14 protein-coding genes and 1 CRISPR repeat array are annotated in these 23362 nt (G+C 30.0%); of the genes, 1 reads left to right on the top strand and 13 read right to left on the bottom strand.

Going from position 1 to position 23362, the window contains the following annotated elements; translation table 11 throughout:
• Nucleotides 1-17: 17 nt before the first annotated feature.
• Nucleotides 18-2314: a CRISPR direct-repeat array (repeat unit 37 nt; unit sequence GTTTCAATCTCCAATGGAGCTTAATGTCTTTAGAAAT).
• 165 nt (nucleotides 2315-2479) lie between these two features.
• The 13 genes from cas2 to Ctaglu_RS01815 form a co-directional block, all read right to left on the bottom strand.
• Entirely contained in the window at nucleotides 2480-2752 is a 273-nt protein-coding gene (gene cas2, locus Ctaglu_RS01875; RefSeq protein WP_124997500.1) for a CRISPR-associated endonuclease Cas2, read from the bottom strand.
• A gap of 17 nt (nucleotides 2753-2769) precedes the next feature.
• On the bottom strand, nucleotides 2770-3801 hold the full coding sequence (gene cas1 / locus Ctaglu_RS01870) for a CRISPR-associated endonuclease Cas1 (protein ID WP_124997498.1): 1032 nt from the start codon (nucleotides 3799-3801) through the stop codon (nucleotides 2770-2772).
• A 5-nt stretch (nucleotides 3802-3806) separates the two neighbouring features.
• Entirely contained in the window at nucleotides 3807-4427 is a 621-nt protein-coding gene (cas4, locus tag Ctaglu_RS01865) for a CRISPR-associated protein Cas4 (RefSeq protein ID WP_124997495.1), read from the bottom strand.
• Nucleotides 4406-5167: a CRISPR-associated endoribonuclease Cas6 gene (gene cas6, locus Ctaglu_RS01860; protein ID WP_124997493.1), complete on the bottom strand. Its 762-nt coding sequence runs from the start codon at nucleotides 5165-5167 to the stop codon at nucleotides 4406-4408. Before cas6 ends, cas4 begins: the two co-directional genes overlap by 22 nt.
• A 104-nt stretch (nucleotides 5168-5271) precedes the next feature.
• Complete coding sequence (gene cas3, locus Ctaglu_RS01855) at nucleotides 5272-7623, bottom strand: type I-D CRISPR-associated helicase Cas3' (protein ID WP_124997491.1); 2352 nt, start codon at nucleotides 7621-7623, stop codon at nucleotides 5272-5274.
• Nucleotides 7620-8279, bottom strand: coding sequence for a type I-D CRISPR-associated protein Cas5/Csc1 (cas5d, locus tag Ctaglu_RS01850; protein ID WP_124997489.1), 660 nt, complete (start codon nucleotides 8277-8279; stop codon nucleotides 7620-7622). Before cas5d ends, cas3 begins: the two co-directional genes overlap by 4 nt.
• 2 nt (nucleotides 8280-8281) lie before the next feature.
• A complete protein-coding gene (gene cas7d / locus Ctaglu_RS01845) occupies nucleotides 8282-9256 on the bottom strand; it encodes a type I-D CRISPR-associated protein Cas7/Csc2 (RefSeq protein ID WP_207669437.1) in 975 nt (324 codons plus the stop codon).
• A gap of 2 nt (nucleotides 9257-9258) precedes the next feature.
• The gene (cas10d, locus tag Ctaglu_RS01840; protein ID WP_124997487.1) at nucleotides 9259-12306 is read right to left on the bottom strand and encodes a type I-D CRISPR-associated protein Cas10d/Csc3; all 3048 of its coding nucleotides are present in this window, start codon (nucleotides 12304-12306) and stop codon (nucleotides 9259-9261) included.
• Nucleotides 12307-12446: 140 nt separating this feature from the next.
• The gene (locus Ctaglu_RS01835; protein WP_185732565.1) at nucleotides 12447-13436 is read right to left on the bottom strand and encodes a helix-turn-helix transcriptional regulator; all 990 of its coding nucleotides are present in this window, start codon (nucleotides 13434-13436) and stop codon (nucleotides 12447-12449) included.
• Nucleotides 13437-13773: 337 nt separating this feature from the next.
• Nucleotides 13774-14607 carry an Rpn family recombination-promoting nuclease/putative transposase gene (locus Ctaglu_RS01830; RefSeq protein WP_124997483.1) on the bottom strand — a complete coding sequence of 278 codons (834 nt, stop codon included), beginning with the start codon at nucleotides 14605-14607 and terminating at the stop codon, nucleotides 13774-13776.
• A 1066-nt stretch (nucleotides 14608-15673) separates the two neighbouring features.
• Nucleotides 15674-16513 carry an Rpn family recombination-promoting nuclease/putative transposase gene (locus Ctaglu_RS01825; RefSeq protein ID WP_124997481.1) on the bottom strand — a complete coding sequence of 280 codons (840 nt, stop codon included), beginning with the start codon at nucleotides 16511-16513 and terminating at the stop codon, nucleotides 15674-15676.
• Between the two features lie 173 nt (nucleotides 16514-16686).
• A complete protein-coding gene (locus Ctaglu_RS01820; protein WP_124997479.1) occupies nucleotides 16687-18396 on the bottom strand; it encodes a helicase-associated domain-containing protein in 1710 nt (569 codons plus the stop codon).
• Nucleotides 18397-18469: 73 nt separating this feature from the next.
• On the bottom strand, nucleotides 18470-20137 hold the full coding sequence (locus tag Ctaglu_RS01815; RefSeq protein WP_124997477.1) for a DNA repair helicase XPB: 1668 nt from the start codon (nucleotides 20135-20137) through the stop codon (nucleotides 18470-18472).
• Between the two features lie 701 nt (nucleotides 20138-20838).
• On the opposite strand from Ctaglu_RS01815, the gene Ctaglu_RS01810 reads away from it, so the two are divergent.
• Complete coding sequence (locus Ctaglu_RS01810; RefSeq protein WP_124997475.1) at nucleotides 20839-23340, top strand: M4 family metallopeptidase; 2502 nt, start codon at nucleotides 20839-20841, stop codon at nucleotides 23338-23340.
• Nucleotides 23341-23362 lie beyond the last annotated feature (22 nt).

The following is a 23362-nucleotide window of genomic DNA, read 5'->3' as shown; positions in this document are numbered from 1 at the left end:
TCCCATGCTAATAATAAGTTTCAATCTCCAATGGAGCTTAATGTCTTTAGAAATATAATAAGTTAAAGCTCCAAAACATATAATTTCAGCTGTTTCAATCTCCAATGGAGCTTAATGTCTTTAGAAATCCATCTTGGAGTAATTGCATAGCCATTCTCTCAGCCTGGTTTCAATCTCCAATGGAGCTTAATGTCTTTAGAAATCCATACTTTTTCGGCCTCCCATCTAATCCACCTATGTTTCAATCTCCAATGGAGCTTAATGTCTTTAGAAATGGATCCTGTATAATTAAATCGTAGTGCTTAGTTTCTGTTTCAATCTCCAATGGAGCTTAATGTCTTTAGAAATTTTAGTTCTTCTAAATTATCTGGGATACCTGTATAAGTTTCAATCTCCAATGGAGCTTAATGTCTTTAGAAATAAATCTAACTGAAATTTAACCGCATATTTCAGTTGTGTTTCAATCTCCAATGGAGCTTAATGTCTTTAGAAATTATACTCAACTGCTGGCAAGCCATCATATGCCGGATGTTTCAATCTCCAATGGAGCTTAATGTCTTTAGAAATCAATGATAATCAAGGGAGCTTCAATAATCCAAGACAGAAGTTTCAATCTCCAATGGAGCTTAATGTCTTTAGAAATTAAAACCTGCTAACTTTTTGATTGAAGGTGCCAAGTTTCAATCTCCAATGGAGCTTAATGTCTTTAGAAATAGATTAATTACAGAATATGAGAATACCAGGTCTTGTTTCAATCTCCAATGGAGCTTAATGTCTTTAGAAATCTTTTCTTCGTCTAAATCTAAAGCGTATTCATTTGTTTCAATCTCCAATGGAGCTTAATGTCTTTAGAAATTTAGGTACACCAAATGGGCTTTCTACTCCTAATGGTGTTTCAATCTCCAATGGAGCTTAATGTCTTTAGAAATGCTTCACTATAATCATTTGTAGTTAAACTTATATTCCGTTTCAATCTCCAATGGAGCTTAATGTCTTTAGAAATTTTTGTCATGGATAGGTTTCCAAAAGAACCACGGTAGGTTTCAATCTCCAATGGAGCTTAATGTCTTTAGAAATACACTCAATACCTTGTTTGTATTGTCTACACTTATGTTTCAATCTCCAATGGAGCTTAATGTCTTTAGAAATAGCATCACAAGTATCAATAACCTTTAACATAAAAGTTTCAATCTCCAATGGAGCTTAATGTCTTTAGAAATTAAAGTTATGTTAAGTAAATAAAAATGGAAATTAAGTTTCAATCTCCAATGGAGCTTAATGTCTTTAGAAATAGGAAATATGTCCTTATAAACTATCTCAGTAGAAGGTTTCAATCTCCAATGGAGCTTAATGTCTTTAGAAATATTGACTTAGCCTTAGCACGTACTATGGCGTTCTATAGTTTCAATCTCCAATGGAGCTTAATGTCTTTAGAAATATTCGCAAGAATGCTTAGAATGCCTCTGGCAACAGTGTTTCAATCTCCAATGGAGCTTAATGTCTTTAGAAATAATTGCTCTGTCTTATTTATTATCCGCATGATACTTTGTTTCAATCTCCAATGGAGCTTAATGTCTTTAGAAATAAAATTTTATAAGTGTAAGAAATGTAAAATTGTATCGTTTCAATCTCCAATGGAGCTTAATGTCTTTAGAAATATGCAAAAAGATATTAAAACGCGTGGGCGTTCTTATAAGTTTCAATCTCCAATGGAGCTTAATGTCTTTAGAAATCTACAATGCAGTTAAAGTGGTGTATGCAAAACCCATGTTTCAATCTCCAATGGAGCTTAATGTCTTTAGAAATTATGTAGATTTAAAAGATAGCTCCGAAATAGACGGGTTTCAATCTCCAATGGAGCTTAATGTCTTTAGAAATACTCTGTATTTACTTTATATAGTTTAAATTCTAATGTTTCAATCTCCAATGGAGCTTAATGTCTTTAGAAATATAAGAAAAAAGAGTAGCGAATAGCTGCTCTTTTAAGTTTCAATCTCCAATGGAGCTTAATGTCTTTAGAAATATTTCTTTAAAAGTAATAATAAATAATAATATGTTTTGTTTCAATCTCCAATGGAGCTTAATGTCTTTAGAAATAGAGATTTAGCAGCTGAAACTGATATTCCTTACGAGTTTCAATCTCCAATGGAGCTTAATGTCTTTAGAAATCATACAAAAATATAAGGTTGGAATTGTATTTTCAGGTTTCAATCTCCAATGGAGCTTAATGTCTTTAGAAATCAGTTATTTCTACTTCCTAAAATCACTAAGTTCCACGTTTCAATCTCCAATGGAGCTTAATGTCTTTAGAAATCGCTCGCGTTTTACCCCTTGAAACCACTGGTTTCAGACCCCATTATTCGCAAAGTATCATTTTTTCATAAAAACATAGAACAAATATTATAGTAAATCCCGCCAAAATGTCTATTTACAAGCATCGCCAGGGTCCCGTGTTTTTCGTTACACATAAGCTTGCGATTTAATAAATCATGTTTTTAACATCAATTGGTGCAAATATGCCTTTTCTTATAATTTTAGATTCACAAGATGAGCATATAGGGTACACCATAATACTGTCACCTAGCTCTATCTTAATTTTTTTAATTTTATATTCAAGTTCAACATATTTTTTACCATCTAAATCACATTCAAAAACGCTATATTGGTTTCTAGCACCATAATTTTTCAACATTTTATGAAGTCTAGTTCTTTTTTTATCATTAACTATATCATAACTAACTAAATATATCATACCACATTCCCTTCCTTTTATCTAATTAAAAATGGTACATATTCAATCTCTTCCATCAACGCCTTACTGAATAATCTTGCTTGCATATGAAAGCATTGCTGATATGTAGTTTTATATTTAAATAAAGGATGATATATTTCATCATATTTTTTTCCTTCATATGCTTCAAGAAATTTTTTAATAGCTTTTTTACTCATTTTCACTTCGCCCAAAACCGTTTCGAAATCATCCTCTTTAAGTATTTTATTATTAACTATGCTAAGCACTAACCTATCCACGAACAAAGATCTAAATTCCTCCATTAGATCAAGCGCTAGTGACGGTCTTCCATATCTCAATCTATGGAGATATCCTATATTTGGGTCAAGACCTACACTTGATACTGCTGAAGAAATTTCATTTGCAAGCAATACATATCCAAAACTTAACATAGCATTTATAGGATCTTTAGGTGGTCTTTTATTACGGGTTTCAAAAGTGAAATCGCCCTTTATCATTTCCGAAAAAACAGAAAAATATACTGCTGCTGCTCTGCCTTCTATCCCCCTTATAGAATCTACATTATCTTGGTCTTCAAGACGTTTTTCAAGTCTATTCAGTTCATCTATAGCTCCCCTAAAAGCTTCACTTTTTTCTTCACCACGATTACTTTTCATAAGTGTAGTTCTACTATTTTTAATTTTCCCAGATACAAATACTCTAGCGAACTTCACAGAACCATTGTCTATATCTATATGATTTTCATACTGCTTTAATCTCACGATAACATTTTTTGATACATCACCTTCCATTCGTGCTATAAATTTCCCCCACTCTGTTAAATAGCATAAGGTTATTTTATTTTCAGCAAATAGCCTTATAGTTGAAGCTGTAACCGTTACTTGTCCAAATATAACAACTTGCTTTATTTTAAATATAGGTACATCAATTAAAAGCTCTTTGGCCTTATATAGCTTTAATCTTTCATCCTCTTTTCTCAATGTAGTGTATTGCTGAGTTACATAAAGAGTACTCAATTCATCATCTCCTACTAATGTATTATCTATCAAATATTTTACTCCTCTCGTGAATTTTTCATAGCCTTAAGTATATTTCGCTCCTTTGGCAAACATATATTATTTATGCTACAATATTTACATCTATTGTCATCCACGCCCTCAGGTATCTTCATTGAATTATATAATCTTCTTATATCCTCAATGGTGTTAATAATTTCTTCTTTAAGTTTATCAGTTATCTTAAATTCCACTCTTTCCTTTGAACCAACATAATAAATATAGCCTTTAGTTACAGGTCTCTTAAGCTTTTCTTCTAATAGCATAGCTTGTAGTGCCATTTGATACTTATCGTTTTTCCACAGGACCTTTTTACCCTTCTTATATTCAACTGGATAGATTTCATCACCATTCTCTTCTACTGTATCAACCTTAAGCACCACACCATACATATCCGAAATAAGCTTAGCACTTTTATATATAACCTTGCCGCGTCTTTCTTCTTCACCAAATTCATCCACATTTTCATGAACTTGATCACCAAGTATGGTATGCACATTACTTTCAAATTCATTTTGAATATATTCATAATAACAACGCCTCGGACAATAAAGATACGTATTAACAGCACTAGCTTCTATATAAAAAGAATCTTTATCTATTTCTTCGACACTATACATTGCCCCATCCCCATTCCTGTTTTATAACCTATACCTACATATGATGCCAAAGCAAACAGTTTTTCTAGACTTTTCTGAACTTCTTCATCTGGAAATTTCAAATTTAAATTAACCTTTCCTTTAAAGCCTGTTATATCAAATTTCTTATATTTTGCTACTTCAGTATTAATGTTAAGCCCTTCTACTACAACGTATTTTTCAAGTTGCTCAATAATCTCATCATTCAAAAGTTCCCCATTAAAAATCTCATTATAGCTCTTATTTAAGCTTTTAAATATCCGCTTAGGGCTTGGAAGTGGTGAGTTTACTGGATTTATTCTAAAAGCTGTTGGACTTATAAAGTTCATTGTTCCTCTCTTAACTCTACCTTGTTCTAAAACTTCTTCATCTATAATCTTAAAGTGTACTTCCTCTATTAAAAGCTCTGCCTCTCCATAATTAACACTTTTATTTTTCCTAATAAATTCAAACAATCCCTTATGAATTTCATCAGTAAATAAAGCTATATTGACTTTTAATAAAGAATTTTTACTAAAATATTTATCATTAGAATTTCCCACGCAAAATACAGGTGATATAGAAAAGGATTGCTTGCTTGGCTGCTCATGATATTGTGTTGAAATTTCCTCATTATATTCCTTTAATATCTTGAAAAATATACCGTGCCATATTCTAGCTGTATCAATTGTATTTTCTATTTTTTCCGTATTTCTAAAACATATAGTATAATAATTTAACATTTTACCCTCCAATTAGGCACATGAAAATAAATAACAAGTCAAATATACTATCCTAGCTACTTATTTATTTTAATGTGCTTTATATTAATCATACTGAACTACCATTACCATATAAAAGAATCTTCTTTTACAGCATTATTCCTAATTTTTACAACCTCACTATCCACAATGATACTATTAGTCCCTGTTATTACTAAATATTCCTTCTCACTTTCCGAAAACTGAACATTTAATTTCTGAAGAAATATAGGCTGATTTTTTATTATTTTTCTGATTTTGTACTCTTCCTTTGACTCCTGTGATATCGTGTATATTGGTATATAACTTTCTTTGAATGCTTTGGTTATTTTTTCTGGAAAAACTACTCTTTCTCTTCCTATCGTTGTATATTCATATCCAATTAAAATGAGACTATTTATAGCTTCAACTTTACTTGTATATTTTTCCTCAAAATCACTTTGTTCACCATAAAATCCATATTCCCAAGTGATTTCTATGGCATTTTCTCTAATTCCATTAACTATTATAAAAACGTCTATATTATCTACTCCATTTATTTCTTGTTCATAATCACTAAGTTTTATTTTGGCTGCTTTCTCAAAGGTTCCCTTACTTTCATACCATTCAATATCATAATATCGCATCAAATGAAATATATCATATACAAATATTCGATGTTCCTGCCCAAATTTATAATACTTATCAAAAACTAGAGCAGGCTTACAGATATCAGACCCTCTAAAATTAAGTAAAGACTTTGTTTTAGTTATTTCTGAATTTATATAATGAATCATATCTTTTTCCGCACCTAATTTTAAAACTTTTATATCTTCTTCTGAAAAATCATCAAGCATTGAGTCATCTATAAATTCTTCATCTTCTTCATCTGGACAATAATTTTTATAAAAATCAATAAATAGCTTATTATCGATGTTTTCTACTACTTCTTTTTTTTCACTTGACTTTTCATATTCATTTATAAATATACATTGCTTTTGATACTTGTTTATTTTTGCTGACAAGCTTTTAAAACTTGCCTTGCTCTTTGGTGCAAATACTGATATCACCATATTAAATATATTTTCTACAATATGTTTGCTCTGCTGTGCCATCTTTCTATATATTTCCTTCATTGGAAAACACAATTCCAATATACCATTACTCTCTATGTATTTTTTCATTATATTTCGCTCTGGCATAGCTTCTTTTATAAGTTTTTTAAGTTCTAATCTTGATATCTCTCCATTTCCTTCTTTAAAAGCTTCATATATAGCATCAGTAACACATAATACAACCTTACTTCTCTCATTTTGATTTTTTTTACCAAGTATTCTTCCTGCTCTACCTAGTCTCTGTAGTGCTTGATCACAGGTACTCGCCTCTGTTATTACTTCATCGATATTTTGTCCTTCCTTATTTTCTTTTTTAAAATTGTACCCTATATCAACTGTTGGTGTTGCCAATATAAGATGTTTTTCTACAGCTTTTTTCCTCTCTTTTGACTTTATAGCCCCCGTAATAACCCCTATATTATCCTTGTTAATCCCACTGTTAATAAGCTGTTCCTTTATCTTATTAACTATATATATTGACTGACTTATAACCACAACATCATCCTTAAATGTATTGTCTTTATATAGTTCACTAACAATTTCCTCTAAACTCTGGTTCGTAACATATAAATCTAGTTCTGAAAGAGTTTTTAATTTTTCATAATCTTCACTTTCTAAATTTTCATTTTCATTAGATATTATTTTATATTCGATACCTCCACGTTTTAAATATTGCTCTACCAACTCATCTGGAGTAGCCGTTAATATGCACATTTTCCTTCCATATTTAAAATAATTAAATTCCTTAGATAAAAGCATAAAAAATAAGAAATTAGCTAACTGCTTAGAATTGTAATAATGAAACTCATCAATAATTATATAATTAAATTTTCTAATTATAATATCCATTAAGTTACCCTTATCTGATTTCCCATAGAGTGAATAAAAACAATAATAAAAAATATCCGGATTGACCACTACTATTATAGGTCTTTTACCATCATACTCTATATCTTCTATATAAAGCTCCTCTCTAAATTGTAGTGGATTACTAAGTACTTCATATAGGGTGGCTCCCTTTCTATGGCCCTCACGCAACTTTTCTATGACAGCCGCATCAATCTTTACAACTATATGTGGTAAATTGTTTTTTGTAACAAATTCTTTTATATCCTCTGAATGTTGTCTTAAAAGTTCATTGGTAGGTGCTATGAACAATGTATCTACATCTGGATTTTCCTTTATATATAACAAAGATGCTATAGTTTTTCCAGCACCTGTTGGATAAGTATTGAATACAACTGAATTACTCATGAGCTCATCAAGTGTTCTTTTTTGATGGTATAAATAAGGAGATGAGGGAGCTTTTTTCAAAGACTCCCCTTTTACAGTATAATGCTTCATATATTACCTCCAAGTTTTACATTACAAGGGTAAAATATTTCACCCGCATTTGTTTTTATCTGATACATTTTACCTTCCCCCCTCAAATTTTTGAGGAGAGAAACAGGATGCATGTTTATAAGGTCAAACCCTTTAACGTTAAAATCTTCACTTAAATCCACCGAATTAACCAATCCATAGCACTGTTTATCACTGCTATCAATAGCAAATTCGCATTTTTCATAACTAACCTTAACTTTACCAAGAAATTTTCCAAGGCGAATATAACTAATTTTTTTAAGCGCGTCATTAGAAAATATCAAACCCTCAGCCTTATTACCTACAGATAAAGCTTTTATTTTCCCAACTTGAGGATAATTAGACAAAGCTCTTTCCATCTTGTGATAATATTGATCCGATAAAGCATTAAATGTAAATATACTGTATTTAGGTTCTTTTATATAAGCTGGTGTAATATACAATCCGCTATTATTGACTAATTTGAAGTCTTCTTCATAACTGATATAGTTTTGATTATATTTAGACCTACACCACCCCATAGCATAAGTAAGCGCATAGTTACCAATAAAGGGCTTAGTTGAGAATAACGTATCTATTTCCTGACTTGAAAAAAACACTTCTTCCATAAATTCTAGGGTGTATTTATAAATTTCCATTACTATTCACCATACTGCTTTGATTGTTCTTTAAATAAATCTGCTGCTTTTTCCTCTCCATCCTCTTGGTAAACACTTTTTATGTATTCTAGTAAAGTGCTTAGTTCTACCTCATTAAGCTCTGTAACATTACCAAATACACCTTTTTTCAAGTCTTCAAATGATTGTTTTGCATATTCCTTAACTTTGCTTGTTTCAAGAGGAAACTCTATTTCCGAAGCTACAGCTAACTTATCATACACACTTTGAGTTAATTCAAGGTTTGAAAAAAGCTCACAATCTGAAAAAGCTACCTTTAATATTGTATTATTCATCTTACCTATTCTACTAGAAATAGCACCATATCTCTTACTTCTAAGTACATTAGATAAACCATATATAAATTCAATAAAAGTTACATCTTTAAAAGTTATCATATCCATAAATACTGTTCCTGGCTTAATATATTCATCCTCATTTATTGATGATGAAGCATTACCTTTTTCATCCCTCATAGTTCCATTATCATAAAGAGCATTAAAAGTTTTAACACCAGTTACCATATTGAAAGGTAGTATAGAATAAGCATTATCATATATCATTCTTGATTTTTGTGCACCACCATCTCCTACTGCATATCCATTAGTTTTGCAATCTAAACATTTTCCACAAGGAGTATTCTTATTTAACGCACATAAACTCTTATCCTTAGTAGTAAATAACAAATCATTAAGCCTTAAATACTCTCTACCTGTCCTTCTTTCCACTGCACATTGCTTTCTTTTACTTATAATTGCTCTAAAATCCTTTACCTTATTTTCCATTCCCAGTGAAACTCTTTCCTTATTTAAGCCTTCTCCAGAACCTTCTGTCCTAAAAATACACTCCGATTGAGCTTCTCTTAATACAGCTATTGTAATATATTTTCCCTCTGGAAAATGTGTATATTTCTCCATGAAATTATTTTCTTTGCCCTTAATTATATCTTCTCTTTTCATAATTATTCTTCACTCCCATTTTTATTTGATTTAGTCATTGCTAGTCTATAGTAATAGCTATAGGTAGATAATATTCTTTTCTTTTCATTTTCAAGGTTATATATCTTACCACCTAGTTCCTCACCTAGAATTTTATTCATAAATAAATCTACATACTTTTCTATTTCTTCATTCCTTTTATTTTTATATTTCTTATAAGAAGAGTCAATTCTTTCAAAATATTTTTGGATTTCTCTTTTACAAAAGGCTGTTATATCTTCTTCACTTGCATCTGTATCTATGTTCTTGTTCGATCTACATAATATATCAATAATTATATTAAGAGGTTTGTTTATAGAATTATCCTTTATATCCCCTCCAGTTGTATTTCCCCTTATATGATTTTCATTAGCAAATAGGGCTAAATCTTTAATATTTGACACTAATTTTTCACCATCCTCCACATAACTTAAAATTCCATCTACAAATTTATCAATATCTTTTATCTTAGAATTAAGATTATATTTTTTTTGACTTTTCTTTTGTAAACTCTGTAGCTTTTTATATATACAATATATAAAGCTTATTCGCCCCTTCGCCACAGCTTTTAATGAATCATAAACTATATCCGATTTCTCTCCCAAGGTCTTAGCCATTGTGAATAAATTTATAAATAATTTTATTGTACCTAGGCACTCATACTTAGTCCAACTTTTTTCAAATATATTCTTAAAAGGTACTGGAACATCTCCCACATATATTTCTTCCATTTCACTTTGATTTAATATGGGTACTGGAAATTCACTTATAACTATTTTGGAATCAAAATATATATTGAAAGTTAATGCATAAAGCAAGGTTGAAATCCATTTTGAGGTTTCATTATCGCTTTTAACTAAATGTATAGGCAAAATGAAATAATTTGTTAACGTTTCTGTATAATTTGGTATAGCTATTCCATTTACCTTTGCTTCTGTAAAAAGTGGTTCTATTTCATCTGCATTTTCAGTAGCTCCTGCTAGAAATGTACTATATTCATTAAAATAAATTGAACCTATATCCTTGCTTCTAAATTCATTAATACTCTCTCTAAATGCCTTAATATATGCCTTAGTATTAAATCCCCTAGGAAATATGCTTAAATACCTTCGACTTACTTCCATATTTGATTTATAAGTAACTTTATGAAGTAGGTACTCTATGTTGCATATAGAGCAGATATTCCTTTTAGGCTCTCTAGCACCCGCATTTATTTTATTAGAAAAGTTCTGTATTTTTAGCTTGTATGGCACATTAACTGCCATCCAATTGCTTGTTTGATACTCACTGCTACATAAACAGCATTTGCTACTTTTTTTCTCCGCATAGCTCTTTAATGCATTTTCTTTTTTAAATACAATATTATTATCAAAAGACATTATTATATTTTTACCAATATAATCTTTTAAATCAGTCCACATAACATCTTCTTCTTTATTTTCTTGATTTAAAAGCTTATCTTCCAGATATTTTATTATCCTGTTTGTTAATTCTTCGTCACGCCCTTTATATTCAGCATATATCACCTGACCTAAAACATAAGGTCTTATATATAAGCCTTCAAACACATCTAGATAATCTCTATCTGCTTCTGAAATATTAAAAAACTCGTATAACTCAGCCCAACTTAGTAAGGGGCTACTGCAAACATGTTCCTTTAAAAAATTATAAAATGATCTTATAAATTCTGAGAATCTGAGCTTGTCCTCATTGGTTTCTATAAAATACTCTTCCGTAACCTTTCTATCTAAAATATCTTTCCCTATTTTTTGTTCCTTTAGGTCGCACTCCTTTTCTTTTAAAGCCTTATTGAATTTACTTAAAATCTTCTTATCCGTTGTAGCCTCAATATCTACTTTTAGTTTTGCAACAAGATCCTCAAGCTCTTCTAATTTTTCACCTGAATATAGCTCTGTATAATTCTCAACGAGCGCCTTAATAATCTTATTTTTCTTATCAACATCTGGAAGCTTTGATTTCTCACACCTATTTTTAATTTCATAAATTATATCTTCTATCGATGCAATTCCTAAACATTTTTCATCAACCTTTATACCTGATTGAGCATTTTTTATATATACTTTAAAATCACTGAAAATTTTACTTTTAATAGACTTAACACAGTTAAAAGCTAGAATATCTTTGTCTTTTTCACCGAAAACGATTTCTTTATCCGGAGCTAAATAAAGAACTCCCTCTTTATAATAAGCAACATCAACAAATCCTTTTTCTTGCAAAAATTTAACCACAGTATTGTGACATATATTGGTAAGTATTCCTCTGTCTTCACTTATAATATGAGTGATTAGTTTATATTGTTTACCCTTGTATTTTGTTGCATTATTAACATTGTTTAAAAATTGTCTTTTTTTCTCTTTTTCCTCCATAGTCTTAGATAAATCTAATACATCCAAAGCTCTAATTATAGATTTTAAAATTTTAATTTTTTCATCTCCAAGTTTGTATCTTTCTGGATTACAAATTAGATTTTCAGCAAAAGAACTAAGATGTGCTGAATGCTCACCTATTATAGCTCGAATGTCCTCGATATATTCCATATATTGGGGTAAGAAATCTTCAATATTTAATGCCTCACATTCTTTTAATATATTGGCATACTCTCCCTTATTATTTTGCTCTGAAATAATTCTTAAATATGACTTTTCACTGTGCTCTTCTAATTTATTAAGATCATGTATTGTTACAGCAACAATTAATACTCTTAATTCTAATTCATTTATTGGCAAAATACTTTTAATACTATCTAGAATCCCTATCATATCAAGAACATGACTGTACAATGTTTGATTTTTTTTCATTCCATATTGAACTATTTTTTTATACTTGCTTAATTTCTTGTTTACTATTTTTTCATAATATTCATTAAAGATACCTGTCTCTTTCAATGAAGCTAATCTTAATTTAAAGAACTCTTTCAATTTACTACTAATACTCTCACCCTCTTTCTTTAATTTGTCACAAAGCTTTATATATATACTAGAATATTTTACACACTTTTCATTTTTAACCATATTAACATTTATTTTCTATATTTGCTTCGTTAATTACATTATACTCCTACTTAATTATAAATTGCAATATAAAAAATAAAAGTTATAAAGAACCATCACGACAGTATGTCTGTCGCTATGCTTTTTATAACTTTTAAATTTCAATCATATAACCTCATTGCCTTATTTAATTCATCTTTTATTTCATCCTTTAACCACATTGGTTTAATAACCTTAGCTTCACTTCCAAAGCTTAAAATCCACTTTTTAAATTCTATTTGTGAGGATGTTGTCCCTTTAAATATAATAGTACCTTCCTTATACTCAACTATCTCTTGATTCTCGCAGCATTTTCTTTCCCTAACATTATGAACTGCCCTACCAGAAAATAAAATCTCAAAATCAAAGGGTTCTTTCGAATTTTCAACTTCCCAAGTATATTTATAATATTCTTTTAAATCAAATTCATCTGGAATACTATAATATCCATCCTCTAGTGAACATTCTGTCATCCTATCTATTCTAAGCATTAAAACTTTATCTACTTTATGACAATAAGCATTAATGTAATAGGTTTCCTTTGCTAAACAAAAACCATAAACATCTATTACCCTATAATCATGATTCTTCTTAGCCTTATACTTAATTCTAATACTACGTCTTTTAGTAAACGCTTCAAGTAATAACATAAATATTTCATAGCTACTATAACTATAATCACTTATAATTTCGTATCTTCTTTTAACCACAAGATTTTCCTTTATACTATCTAATAAATCCTTATCTCTTGGTGATACTAACTGTTCTATCTTTTCAAGCACCTCATTTATAAGCTTTAAATCTCTACCAAATGCACTAAAAGATATTAGAGAAATATAAATCATATTTATTTTTTCCTTTGGTAAATAAAAAGGTAAATATCCATCATCTGTATTTAAATAATATTTCGCTCCATCTCTCCTTATAGGCAAATCACTTTCTTCTATGTCTTTTACATATCTTTCACAAGTTCTTTGATTTTTTCCAACTAGCTCTGCCATTTCTTTTGTTGAGATCTTTGTTCCTTTTAATAATTCGTATATAATATAAGTCATTGCATTTCTTTTTTCTGTTTTACTAGATATATTTTTATTGTTCATCTTTACTAACATATTCCCCCCAGTACAGTTTTTAAATCTGCATCGTTTTCTCATATATATTTTTTTTCTTCTCGTGTTTTTATATATTTAACTGTCACACAAATTATAATTTAGAAATCAAACTTTAATATCCATGATACTCGTTCCATCACTTTATAACAACCCACCGCATGTTCTCTACTAACCATTACTTCATCATAAATTCTATTGCCAATCTCCTGTAAACTTTTTTGCTTCTTCTAAAGTAATTTTTCCTTTTACATTGTGAATCTCTACTATAATCATACAAAATACATTTTCTAAATCACAAGAAAAAAAACCCCCAATAGGGGCTTATACTAATATTTTTTTAAATTTTCTCTACTTCTTCTATTGATAATCCAGTACTTTCTACGATTATATCAATAGGTATCCCGTTTTGCAAAAGATTTTTAGCTATTCCTATTTTTGCTTTTATTTCTCCCTTTTCTTCTGCAGTTCGTATTTCTTCTATTCTGTTCATTCTAACTTTTTTTTCACTTTCATAAACTTCTTTTTCTTCTTTGCTCATATACATTATATCTAATTGTTCTACCGCTTTTTTTACTGCATCATCTACAGCTAATTCTTGTGGGATATTATCCTTATCAATTTGATAAGCTCTATTTAGAAACGCCGTCCATCTATCAATAGCTGTTTTTATTTCTTTGTAGTCCTTTTTAAATTTATTAAGTTCTATAAAGTGTAACTCAAATAAATCTGAAAACTGCTTTTTACTATTTTGAATATATGGTTTTACAGTATTATGATAGTCTGCTTCGCCTTCTAATTGCCCAAGGTTGAAATCAAGGATATGAATTCCTATAGTTTTCTTTAATTCTGCATACTCTTCTCCACTCTCAATTTGATCTGAAAATACTTTTGCCCAGTAATAAAAAGCTCTTTTATCATAAGATCCTTGTTCTGCTATTTGCATCTCTATATCATACCATTTACCATTTTCATCTACTGCTTTTATATCTAGTATAGACATTTTTCCTTTTAAATAATTTGCTATATTATAAGGATTTTTAAATTTTACATTAACTATTTGTTGGTCTTCAGATAATACTGAATTAATGAAAGCTATTAGTATATCTTTATTTTCTTCTGAGCCAAATAACTTCTTAAAAACAAGATCTATTTTCGGATTCAATCTACACATGCAATCACTCCCTTTAACTAATATAATTATACCACAACTATATTATAAGCTTCATCATGCATTTGTTTTTTAAGTGGAATTCACACCCTAGAATTCATCGCCTTGCCACAATCTTCGTTTCAATCTCCAATGGAGCTTAATGTCTTTAGGAATGATTGATATGTCACATCTTCATAATAATGGGTGCGACAAAAAGTCAAACAGCTCAAAGTATCATCAGAGCTGAAGCATGATTTTTCCTTTATAGATGACGATTTCATTTATGATTTATTTCCTGAATACAATTGTTATAATAAATATAAATTTGGAATCATATACACTACATCCATATTACCCTTTTGCTTGTACTCATTTAACACACAAATCTCTTCTAACATTTTTATCACTTCTTGTGGCAGTAAATTCTGCAATAACGAGTTTTCAGTGCCTATTTATATGAAAAAGTCAGAAAGCTACTATTTCTTTAGGGTAGTAGCTGAACGGCTTAATGCTTATCCTTGATTCTGAATATATTTCTCTATTGTTTCTTTTGACCTTCCTTGTTATATTTTTAGCCAATTAGTCAAATCATTATTAAATTCGTTTGATAGCATATCTAAAACATATTCTTGACTCTCTGACCATAATTTAGATGAATCCATTCTCAATAAATCATACGTATGTGCAGTCATAAATTTAACTAAAGCTTCTTCTAAATAAGGCCAGATTATACCCCTTTAAGATTAGTATTGTTTTTTAGGCAATAAAAAAGAACCGATTAAATTACACCGGTTCTTTTAAGTGTTTATATTAAATCTATACTTAATTAAAGGGGGACTCTAATTAAAGTTTAATTACTTGCTATGTACTTATAATAACTATTCTCTGTGTCATTATAATGGCAAAAACAAAAATTAATTGTAAATTACATTATTTATGATTCAATTATTTTATATCTAAATGAACTAGCTACTTTAAAATCCCAGGAATGCTAAATCATCTTCCACAATATATATTTTGTATTTCATATTTGTTTCTCCCTAATTTAGATTTTTAATGATTAAGAGCATGCTTTTCAATTACTACCTTAGCAAAAAAATGGCACCAACTTATCAATGAATATTTTTTCCAAATAAGTATAAAGTAAGCTAGATATTATTTCATCGCTTAATACATCTAATAGATTTCTAGCTATTTCTACCTTTTGATTTTCTAATACAGTCCTAATTTCTTCCTTATAATTCATTCTAGCTTTTCTCTCATATTCATAAACTTCTCGTTCTTCTTTGCTCATATACATTATATCTAATTGTTCTACTGCCTTTTTTACAGCCTTGTCTTCTGCTAGTTCTTTTGGTATATGTTCTTTATCAAATTGATGAGCTTTGCTTAAAAAAGCCGTCCATCTATCCATAGCTGTCTTTATCTCATTATAATCTTTTTTGAACTTATTAAGTTCTATAAAGTGCAATTCAAATAAGTCGGAAAACTGATTTTTACTTTTTTCAATATACGGTTTTATAGTACTATGATAGTCTTCTTCGCATTCTAACTGCTCAAGGTTGAAATCAAGAATATGAATTCCTATAGTTTTCTTTGGTTCTGCATATTGTTCTCCACTCTCAATTTGTTCTGAAAATGCTTTCGACCAATCATAAAAAGCTCTCTTATCGTAAGCGCCCTGTTCTGCTATCTGCATCTCTATATCGTACCATTTGCCATCTTCATCTACTGCTTTTATATCTAGTATAGACATTTTTCCTTTAAAGTAACTTGATATATTATAAGGATTTCTTAACTCAACATTAACTATCTGTTGGTCTTCAGATAATACTGAATTAATAAAAGCTATTAGTATATCTTTATTTTCTTCTGAGCCAAATAGCTTTTTAAAAACAAGATCTATTTTCTGATTCAACCTACACATATAATCACTCCTCTTTATATTTAAAATACTATAAATACCATCTATTTAGTTAAACTAGATTACTTATTAATTATACCCCAACCATATAAAATCTTATTTATATGTTTATTAACATATTACCAAAATATTGTTATATTTCTTCTTTCATATCCACTTTCTCTATTACAAAATATTTATTCAGATAATATACAAAAATGTGCTTTTTTCTCTATTTCTCTTTTAACCTTATTTGCATGTCGTTCATCAATTTCAAATGCATGTGGAAGCTGATTTTCTATGTACTTATTTACTCCCTTATAACTCCTTAACTCTTCAAGAAGATATTTATCCTCAGTTTCTACTATAGTTACTGTTCTAATCTTTATCTTACTGCTATCTTGTTTCCACTTTTCCAGGGTAATTAATACATTACCTGGTATATTGTTTTTTGAATTTTCCAAAAGGTACTCAATTATCCACTCAATGGAAATATAACTATCAAGCGCTCTTATCATGGATTTAAAATTCAATTCATATATATTCATTAGATCTTCGCATTTTTTCTCTGCAAATCTATCCAGCTTAAGACAATAGCTTTCTTTTTTACTACCCTGTGGAACCATTATTTCAAAATTAGGCTGAATAATCATTCCTGCATCTTGAAGGACTATATTATTTTTGTATTCACTATTTACGCCTAGTACATGCGCTCCAAGTGCTGTTAGTTTAAAATTTTTTACCGCAATATATGAAACATCATAATCGTTATTTCTTGTTTTAACTATTAAATCTACTATTCCAATAGTAGATAGATATTCAATGAGAACAACGTCTAAGAATCTTTCAGATACTTCCCAGCTATCAATATCATAATAATATCTATGATATTCATCATATTTTGTTATTGCTCCTACTGCTTTTACTAAAAAATTTCTATTTGTTTTTTTAATTAGCCCAGCAAGTTGCTTCATGTCAATCCACTCATCTATAGGGGCTTTCTTAATATAATTTAAAATTGTTTTTCTGCATCGTTCCAGATTCTCTGTTTCTTCACTCATTAGCTTCATTTCATTTATTCTTGCTAATTCATCTACCTCACAATTTAAATATATATCTAATAAATATTTGCATTTCCCCAGCATATTTAACTCTAGAAAATCTTCTGTATCTTCAGTTAGTATAAGGCTTTTATTCTCAACTTGTACTATTTCTCCAATCATTAGCAAATAAAATATACCATACAGTCTAGTGGATTTTTCTATTGACTTTATTTCATCCATTCTAGAAATTTCTTTGTTTTTTAAAGCTTCATTCATTTTTACCAAAGCTGTTTTATTAGGTAATCCTAATGAGTCTGTTACTTTTAAGTTACTAGAATTAATAAGCTTTATTATAGACAAAAAATCTTTTTCAAAATCCTCTCTTATTGAAATATATTTAATATTTTCATCATCTACATAATTTTCTATATTTATTGGGGCAGCTTCAAACTTTATTTCTATTTCTTTTAACTGAGCTTTTAATAGCTTAAATACATTAATGGGAATACTACCATTAATAAAAAATAGATTTGCTTTTGAATTCTCTGATAATATATGTCTTCTATAATTTCTATTCCTAGAACCTTCCTGTGAGTTCGCATGGTGCTTTTCATATATACTATCTATTTCATCTGTGTCCAGTAAACCTTCTCCTCTGATAAATGCTTCCATTAGTTCTTTGTCTAAGTCACTTAGATTTTTCCATATTTTTAATATTTGAATTTCATCAGTGATTATTTTCTCTATAGCATTTACCATATCAGCTTTTCTTTTAGGTAGTGGTCTTATATCTGAAACTTTTAAATAAGCAGTTAAGTCGTATATGGTTAACTGCTCTATTTGATTTCTAATTATTATATTCATGATTTACCGCCTTTCCTTACGCATCACCTTAGGTGCTGGAATATTGTTAATTTACTTTTAATCACTAAAAAAATTATCTATTTTCAATAATATATCTATATCCTTGCTCTGTTAAAAAAAGCTGCCTTTTACTTGCAAATTCTTGTTCGCGACTATCCGCTGTAACTACAGAATAGAAATATGCCTTGTTATCTCCACCTTTAGGCCTTAATATCCTTCCCAGTCTTTGAGCTTCTTCCTGCCTTGAGCCAAAGGTACCAGATACTTGAACAGCCACATTAGCATCAGGTAAATCAATAGCATAATTTGCAACCTTTGAAACTACAAGAATTTTAACCTCTCCATTTTTAAATTTATGGTACAACTCTTCCCTATCCACGTTCTTTGTTTTTCCGGTTATAAGAGGAAGATTAAACTCCTTCGCTATTATGTTAAGCTGCTGTACATACTGACCAATTATAAGTATGCTATCATTTTTATGCACATTTATAAGATCCTTTAATACATCTATTTTACTATAGTTTTCTGAAGCTATCCTAAATTTCTTTGCACTTTCCCCTACAGCATATTCCATTTTAAGATTTTCTGGCATCGCCACTCTGATTTCTCTACATTCAGCTGTTGCTATCCACCCTTGCTTTTCTAGCACTTTCCAAGGCACATCATACTTTTTAGGTCCTATTAACGTAAATACATCATCTTCTTTTTTATCTTCCCGAACAAGAGTCGCAGTTAATCCCAGTCTTCTAGTTGCTTGAATATCTGCTACTGCTCTAAAAATTGGCGCTGGCAATGTATGGACTTCGTCATATATAATAAATCCCCATTTTTTATCATTAAACAATTTCATATGGGCAAACTCTGATACGGAACTTTTTCTATAGGTAAGTATTTGATAGGTAGTTATAGTTATAGGCTTTATTTCCTTTATTTCACCGCTATATTCTCCTATATCTTTCTCTTTTATATTCATTTTATCAATTATTTCAGACTTCCATTGTCTTAATGCTGTTATATTTGTAGTTAAAATTAAAGTTTCTGTATTAATTTTATCCATTGTGGCCATGGCTGTTATTGTTTTACCAGCACCACAAGGAAGAACAATTACTCCACTTCCACCCTTAGCCGTTCCATTAGCATAAAATATATCTGCTGCTTCTTTCTGATAATCTCTTATTGTAAGCGAGCCCCCCTGTAGCGTCTTTTTTCTAAGTGTGGTTTCGAACTTTGCACCTTCAATGTAACCTGCTAAATCTTCTACTGGGTAACCAAGTTTAATTAAAAACTGCTTTATTGAACCTCTCATTAGAGAATTTATAATCACTTTGCTCTCATCTATTTTTTCCAATATATATTTATCCATAGACTTATAATTTAAAATTTCAGTCATTATGTACTTATCATCACATATTAATATTAGCCTATTATCTTCTTTTATTAACTTTATTTTTCCATATTTCTCTATATTATGTTCTATATCCTTTATTACATTCTGCGGCACTTCATATTTACTGTAGTTTTCTAAGATTTCTAATATTTTTTGTGAAGACATACCACTAGAAGCTGCATTCCATAAGGAAAGTGGTGAGATTTTATATGTATGTATATATTCTGGACTTTTTTCAAGTTCTGCAAATCTTGATATTTGATCTCTTACTTCCTCATATAAATCATTATTTACTTCTAAAAGTAAAGTTTTATCACTCTGAATTATTATTGGATTATTAATATTATAACTCATAAATTCCCTCCTTAGGATTGCTAACAGGTGGCTAGTGCCTTCCATTAGGTGGCAAGTTGCATCTTATTATATTATACTATTTTATTGAGAGAAATCAATTTTGCTTAAGTCCAAGCCTTTCATTCATATATTTCATAGTAAAAACTATTAATATAATCATAGCCATTCCAAGTACCATATATGATTACCCATAGTAGAAAAATTGACTAATTACTTTATGGAGTTGCCCTACTAGGATTTATAAAACATTGCTTAAAAAAAAGTAACAAATATTTAACAAAAGTGTTGAATTGTATTTCTATATATGTTAATATTTAACATATATAGAAGATTTATTATAAACAACCTTCGATAAAGATCCATAAAAAAACAGCACCTTGCTGAGCTTTTTGTAACCTCACATAAGCAGTGTTATTTACTTCAACTCAATTCATAATCCAAAACACACCAGGTAAATCAGAATCCCTAATTATCCTACTTAATTTATTATAATTGTTTTGAGAATCAATTAAGAGCTTGCTTTTAGTCTGCATAGATTTTATTTGTGCAACTAAATTTGTATAACTATAGTTTCAAATATACGGCCATCCATATGTTCAAAAAAAAATGAAAGGGAGTATGCCTATGGTAATATAGTACATTAGTTCTTACATCAATGACAGAATCAAAACCTAAATTAAAATTAAAAGGAGGATTATTAATTGAAAAAGACAGTTGCTTTTTTATTGGTATTTGTGTTTACATTTGGCATAACGGCTCAAGGAGCTACTTATCCTGGCGTGAAAAAGGATGATAGAATTGATAAAAAGAATAAGCAGATAAGCATTTTAGATACATTCACAAAAAATTCGGGAAAATCAAAAAAAGAATTAAAAATCATCTGGAACGAAAAGAAGGGAATTCCTACATTTGTTACTGGTAATTTGTCAGAAAAGCCCGTTCAGAATGAAACTGATGCATTAAATTTCTTAAATGATAATAAGGCTCTATTTAATTTAGAGTATGGCAACTTTGAAATTGAAAGGGTTGATTCAGATAAATTAGGAACAAAACATTACAGATATAAATTATTTGTAGACGGTATCCCTGTATATGGAACAGAATTAATAGTTCATACAGATAATAACGGCAATGTGTATTCAATTAATGGGCAGGCTGATCAAAGTATCCCAACTGATATATGGAATAACAAAATAAAGATTTCAGCTAGCAAAGCTATTAAAGTTGCAGAAGCTTATTTACACTTAGAATCAGATAAACTTGATTATACAACTAATAAAGTTGATGCTACAACTAATGAAGTTGTAAAAGATAATTTAGCCGTGAAGTCAAATAAGGTCATCTACAACTCTGAACCAATATCAGTACCTTATTTATATAATTATAAAGGACAGTGGCAAGCAGTACAATTAGTTACTTTACAATTTATGGGATCTAAGCCAGGCAACTGGAAAATATTTGTTAATGCAGAAACCGGAAATGTAATTGATTCCTTTAATGCTATTGATAATTCCGCTGCAACCGGAACCGGTGTGGGTGTAAATGGGCAGACAAGAAATTTAAACCTAGATTATACTAACAACAAATATAGTTTAACTGATTTAACAAAGGGCGCAAGTATATATACTTATAGCATGAATAATAGCACTAATGATGCAAATCTTCCTGGAACACTTGCTACAGATACAGATAACAATTTTGACTCAGCTGTTCAGGGTGCTGCAGTAGATGCTCACTATAATATTGGTTTAGTTTATGATTTCTATAAAAATAACTTCAATAGAAATAGCTTTGATAATGCGGGTGCAACAATAAAGTCTTCAGTACATTATGGTTCAAATTACAATAATGCTTATTGGAATGGTGTTCAAATGGTATATGGAGATGGGGATGGTAGTAGATTTAAGGCTTTATCAGCAGCTCTTGATGTTGTAGGGCATGAATTTACTCATGCAGTAACTGAAAAGACAGCTAATTTAGAATATAGAAGCCAATCTGGCGCATTAAATGAATCTGTGTCTGATGTATTTGGGTATTTAATTGAAGGAGATGTATCGGATTGGCAAATGGGCGAAGATTGCTTTACTCCAAATACACCTGGAGATGCATTAAGAGATTTAAAGACCCCTACATTATACGGCCAACCAGATAATATGAGTGCTTATGTTACTAAGCCTGAAACACAAGCTGGTGATTGGGGTGGAGTTCATACAAATAGTGGTATTCCTAATAAAGCATTTTATCTTTTAGCTAGTACAATAAATGACAATTCCAAAACATCAAAAATCTATTATCGTGCATTATCAACCTATTTAACTGCTACATCACAGTTTGACGATGCTAGAACCGCATTATTACAAGCAGCAACAGATTTATATGGAGCAAACGGGGCTGAATATACTGCAATTGCAAATGCTTTTACACAGGTTGGAATTGGTGGAACAGTTGTTGGCAATGACACATATGAACCAAATAATTCTACTGCTACTGCATACGGCCCAATAACAAGTGACACAGTTTACAATTCTTATATTTATTCATCAACAGATACTGATTATTACTATTTTAATACAACAGCACCAGGAGCAATAGCAGTTAGTTTAACTAACATACCAAAGGATTATGACGTTTATCTACTTGATTCAAGTGGAACAACTGTTGCTAAATCAGAAACTGGAGGCACCTCTAATGAGAGTATCGCATATTCATCACCCGCTGCTGGTAAATACTATGTTAAAGTAATTGGTTACAGTGGCGCTTACAGTACATCTGCCCCATATACTCTTAAGGCTAACTATCCAACTGGCACTAGTGCTAACCAATGGTACTATGAAACAAAGACAGTTGAGTCACCTCACAACTATGCAAACAAGTATAACAATACCTACACCTATACAAAGGCAGGAGCGCAAAAGGTTTCTGTACATTTCTCAAGACTTGAAACCGAAGCTGGATATGACTTTGTAAATATCAAAGATAAAAACAATAATGTTATATCAAAATATGATGGAACAAAGAGTGGATTCTGGGCACAAGTTGATGGTGATACAATTAATGTTAATTTAGTAACTGATGCCAGTGTCACTGCCTATGGTTATACAATAGATCAAGTTGGATATTATTCAGATAAGCAATTATCCCTTGATAAACCAGCTAATATAATGAAGGAACTTTTAGAACCAATGAGTATTACTAATAAATAAATAGATTTAAAGCCGCTATCTG

The sequence above is a fragment of the Clostridium tagluense genome (genome assembly GCF_003865095.1).
GTDB classification, from domain to species: domain Bacteria; phylum Bacillota; class Clostridia; order Clostridiales; family Clostridiaceae; genus Clostridium_AD; species Clostridium_AD tagluense.
Note: the sequence above shows the minus strand (reverse complement) of the source record. Positions and strands in the feature narration are given on the sequence as shown.